The sequence below is a fragment of the Microcystis sp. T1-4 genome (genome assembly GCF_000297435.1).
GTDB lineage: Bacteria > Cyanobacteriota > Cyanobacteriia > Cyanobacteriales > Microcystaceae > Microcystis.
The window spans coordinates 1-4,561 of sequence record NZ_CAIP01000449.1 but is presented as its reverse complement, the minus strand read 5'-3'; the positions used below and the strand labels follow the sequence as shown (position 1 = coordinate 4,561).

Here is a 4,561-nt window from a genome sequence, read left to right as displayed (position 1 = left end):
AGCTACTTAAGAAGTCTAAAGATAGCATAATTACTTATTCCGAATATTGGCATTTAGGCATTATTATAGCATTCCAATTTTCTAAAGTCAAACCCTCAACTCTAGCTAAATTAATACCATTAGTTTATAGAATAGGAAATACTTTTTAATCTTTAATTCTTAGGATAAGTTGAGGTATAGTTTCTCATCTTAACTTTAATTGGAGCGATCGCATTTTATTGTGTTTGAGAAGGGCGATCGCTGTTGAGTTGAGGATGAAGGAGAAATTTGAGCTATAATAGGGGATAAAATTAACAAACAAGGTAATTATCAATGCCATTAAAGCAAAAGTATATTACTGATGAACAGGGTAATCAAATCGGTATTCTTTTAGATATAGAGGAATATCGAAAACTCCTAGAAGATTCTGAAGAATTGAATGCTATTAGAGCCTATGATTTAGCTATTTCGGAAGAGGAAGAAATTCCTTTTGAAGAGGCGATCGCCGAAATTGAAAATAGTCGTCAATGAATTACACTATTGCGATTAAAAAACAAGCTTCTAAGGCTTTAGCTAATCTTTCCCAAGATAGTTATCAGAAAGTTCGAGACGGGATTAGAGCATTAGCTGACAATCCAAGACCAGCAGGGTGTCTCAAACTGACAGGACGAGAAGGTTGGCGGATTCGGATTGGAGTTTATCGCGTTATTTACGCGATAGATGATTCTGCAAAAAAGGTGATTATTCTAGATATTGGACATCGAAAGGACATCTACCGATAGGCGATCGCGTTTTTAATAAAAATTTGGAAGAGGCGATCGCTATTTTACTGTGAGAAGAGGAGGGCGATCGCTTATAATAAATCCAGTGATCAAAATAGAAGGAGGCAAATGCCGGCAAAAGACCTCTATCACGAAGCCGTTAAAAATGCCTTAATTAAAGACGGCTGGACAATTACGGCTGATCCTTATCCTATTGAATATGAAGACGCTGAATTGTATCCAGACCTGGCGATCGAGAAATATATTTCCGAAGAACAAAGACAACGTAAAATTATCATTGAAATTAAAAGCTTTCTTGGCCCTTCAATGATCAAAGACTTTGAAATGGCTTTGGGACAATATATTTTTTATCGTGATCTTATTCAATTAGGACAAGATGAATACCAAGAAATCTATCTGGCTATTAAAGATGAAATTTATGAGACTTTTTTCCAACGAAAATCTATTCAAGCCGTTATTAAAAGACACCAATTAGATTTATTAGTTGTCAACATCGAAAAAGAGGAGATTGTCCAATGGATAAACTAACTAACTATCGCCAAATTATTCAAAATACCTTAACAAAGCTAGACACAATTGCGAATAGCTCATCCAAAAAAAAACTAGAAACCTGTTTAATTTTTGATGAAAATCATGATCATTATCTATGGATGTCTATTGGTTGGATAAACAAAAAGAAAATCAACAATATTCAGATTCATATTCGTATTAAAAATGAAAGAGTTTATATTGAACAAGATTGGACAGAAATAGGAATCACCTCTCAATTATTAGAAGCAGGGATTCCCAAAGAAGATATTGTTTTAGCATTTCATGATCCTGCAAGTCGTAAATTAACAGAATTTGCTATTGCTTAATCAGGGGCGATCGCATTTTTAGCTGAGGTTAAGAAGGGCGATCGCTGTTTTTCGGAGTTTGAGAGGGGCAATTTGAGCTAAGTACCTAAGCAAAATTAATTACACATATCTAACCACCTCTTGCCTCCTGCCTTTTGCCTATCTTCACTAGGAAATTAATTTTGCACGACTACTTATAATAGGGGAGAAAATTAACCTAAAGATTCAGGTGCCTCAAACGCATTCACAGAGAGGCTTCTACAATCTCAAAACTCGCCAAACTAACAGATTCATTCTCAATAAGCACGAGAATTAAGGCTTTTAGCATTTCTTTCTTAATGAGAGTGAGTATTTTGGCATAATTCGCCCAAATGCTTACCTAGTATAGGTTTGACTGCTTTAATCGTCGATTGATTTGGTTTGATTCAATGGAAAATCGGCTCTCCCCTCCAGACAGAGAGGACACAAAGATCGATCGATCATAGAGTAAGTTAAACTGATCACACAGAACCTAGAAGAGCCTGAATTATGAATTATGAATTATGAATTATGAATGATGAATTATGAATTATTGTGTAAGATGGTGATCGCACTACAACGCCCACCCTACTCCAATAGATGACTACTACCCTTGAAAGCTTACAGGAATTTATTGATTTTTGTCAACAGCACATTACTGGCAAAGAAAGGAAAGAAGCTCAGATTTTCCTAGACCGTTTCTTTCGAGCTTTTGGTCATAAAGGTGCGTTAGAAGCGGGTGCAACCTATGAGGAGGCGATTACTAAAGGTAGCAAGAAAGGTAAAACAGGATTTGCTGATTTAGTTTGGAAACCTCGTGTTTTAATTGAAATGAAAAAGCGAGGAGAAGATTTAAGTAAGCACTATCCCCAAGCTTTTGAATACTGGAGTCGCTTGGTTCCTAATCGCCCTCGCTATGTCTTATTATGTAATTTTGATCAGTTCTGGATTTTTGATTTTGATCTTCAAATAGATGAACCGGTAGATCGAGTAAATCTCAACGATTTAAAAAATCGGGTCAGTGCCTTCAATTTTATGGAAGTAGGGAATCGTACCCCTATTTTTCAGAATAATCAAGTCGAGATTACAGAAACGGCGGCGCGGCGGATGGGTGAGTTGTTTCAACTGTTAAAAAAACGCGGTCATAAAAGCGGTTTTGATGAGTTGACGGCCCAGCGATTTATTTTGCAGTGTGTATTAGCAATGTTTGCTGAGGATCGAGGATTGTTACCAAGAGATTTATTTATTTCTTGTGTACAAGAATGTCTAAATGGTGGCAATTCCTATGATGTCTTGGGGGGATTGTTTCAACAGATGAACCAACCCGGAATTACCCCCACTGGCAAGTATCAGGGAGTGGATTATTTTAATGGGGGACTGTTTAGTATAATTCATCCAATTCAATTAACTAATGAAGAATTAAGGTTTCTCGATGTGGCGGCGCGTCAGGATTGGAGTAAGATCCGTCCAGCAATTTTTGGTAATATTTTTGAGGGGACAGCTAATGCTGAAGAACGTCATACTTACGGGATGCACTTTACATCAGAAGCGGATATTATGAAAATTGTTCGCCCAACTATTAGCCGTTACTGGGAGGAGAAAATTGAGCAAGCTGGGACGATTGGCGAGTTAAATACACTTCAGTTAGAATTACAGCAGTATAAGGTATTAGATCCGGCTTGCGGTTCGGGTAATTTTCTCTATGTCGCCTATCAAGAATTAAAGCGCATTGAACAGTTATTAATTGAAAAGATTGCTAACCGTCGTCGTTCTGCTAGTGACCAATTACAGATTAGTTTTGTTACGCCTAAACAGTTTTATGGAATGGATATTAATCCTTTTGCTGTAGAATTAGCGCGGGTGACTTTAATGATTGCCAGAAAGGTGGCGATTGATAAGTTTAATTTGACGGAAGCTTCTTTACCTTTGGATACTTTGGATAGTAATATTATTTGTGCTGATGCTTTGTTTACGGATTGGCAAAAAGCAGACGCAATTATCGGTAATCCTCCATTTTTGGGAGGGAAAAAGTTAAGAACAGAACTAGGAGATGAGTATGCAGAACAAATTTATCAAAAATTTCCTGATGTTCAAGGACAACCTGATTTTTGTGTTTTTTGGTTTAGAAAAGCTGCGGAAAATCTTGGGGAATTAGGAAGAGCCGGTTTAGTTGGTACTAATTCAATATCACAAGTTTCTGGGAGAAAAGCAAGCTTAGATTATGTGGTTAAGCAAGGTGGATTTATACATGAAGCGATTTCAACTCAGCCTTGGTCTGGTGAAGCTAACGTTCATGTTAGTATTGTTAATTGGAGTAAAGAAAGACCAAAAGAATTATTTCTAGATAATTTGTCAGTTAATTTATTATCTACTGCATTGAAATCTGAAATATCAGTAGATAATGCTGAAAAAATAAAAGTTAATAATAATTTTTCTTTTCAAGCTTGTGAATTAGCAGGAAAAGGATTTGTAATAACGGAAGAAGAAGCTAATAAATGGATTGAGTTAGATTCTAAAAATCAACAAGTTGTCAAACCTATGTTAGATGGAAAAAATTTAATTAACCTTTTTGAACAAAAGAGTTGGGTTATTGACTTTGATAATATGGCTCTTGAAGAAGCGGCTGAATATATCTTACCTTTTACAAGAGTAAAAGAAAAAGTTAAACCAGAAAGGGATAATAATAAGCGCAGCACACGCCGATTAAATTGGTGGAAATATGGGGAAACAAGACCAGGAATGAGAAAAGCTTTAGCTGTCCTATCTTGCTATTTTGCCATTCCCAAAATCGCTAAATATATTGTTTTTTCTCCGGTTGATGTGTCCATACTTCCCTGTGAAGCAAATATGGTAATAGCCTCCGATGATTTCTACATTCTAGGAATTCTCAACTCAAAAATACATCGCCTCTGGGTAAAAGCTCAAAGTTCAACTTTAAAACCCACA

The 4,561-nt window shown here is 36.2% G+C and carries 5 protein-coding genes; all 5 read left to right on the top strand.

The window, feature by feature from the left end; translation table 11 throughout:
* The first annotated feature begins 312 nt into the window (after positions 1-312).
* On the top strand, positions 313-510 hold the full coding sequence (locus tag MICAI_RS22395; RefSeq protein WP_002760112.1) for a hypothetical protein: 198 nt from the start codon (positions 313-315) through the stop codon (positions 508-510).
* Positions 507-761: a type II toxin-antitoxin system RelE family toxin gene (locus tag MICAI_RS22390; RefSeq protein ID WP_008207425.1), complete on the top strand. Its 255-nt coding sequence runs from the start codon at positions 507-509 to the stop codon at positions 759-761. The genes MICAI_RS22395 and MICAI_RS22390 overlap by 4 nt, the downstream gene beginning before the upstream one ends.
* A gap of 108 nt (positions 762-869) precedes the next feature.
* On the top strand, positions 870-1,289 hold the full coding sequence (locus tag MICAI_RS22385) for a XisH family protein (protein ID WP_002767573.1): 420 nt from the start codon (positions 870-872) through the stop codon (positions 1,287-1,289).
* Positions 1,277-1,618: a XisI protein gene (locus MICAI_RS22380; protein ID WP_002803043.1), complete on the top strand. Its 342-nt coding sequence runs from the start codon at positions 1,277-1,279 to the stop codon at positions 1,616-1,618. The genes MICAI_RS22385 and MICAI_RS22380 overlap by 13 nt, the downstream gene beginning before the upstream one ends.
* A gap of 597 nt (positions 1,619-2,215) precedes the next feature.
* A partial coding sequence (locus MICAI_RS22375; RefSeq protein WP_039900737.1) for a DNA methyltransferase occupies positions 2,216-4,561 on the top strand: 2,346 nt, incomplete at its 3' end.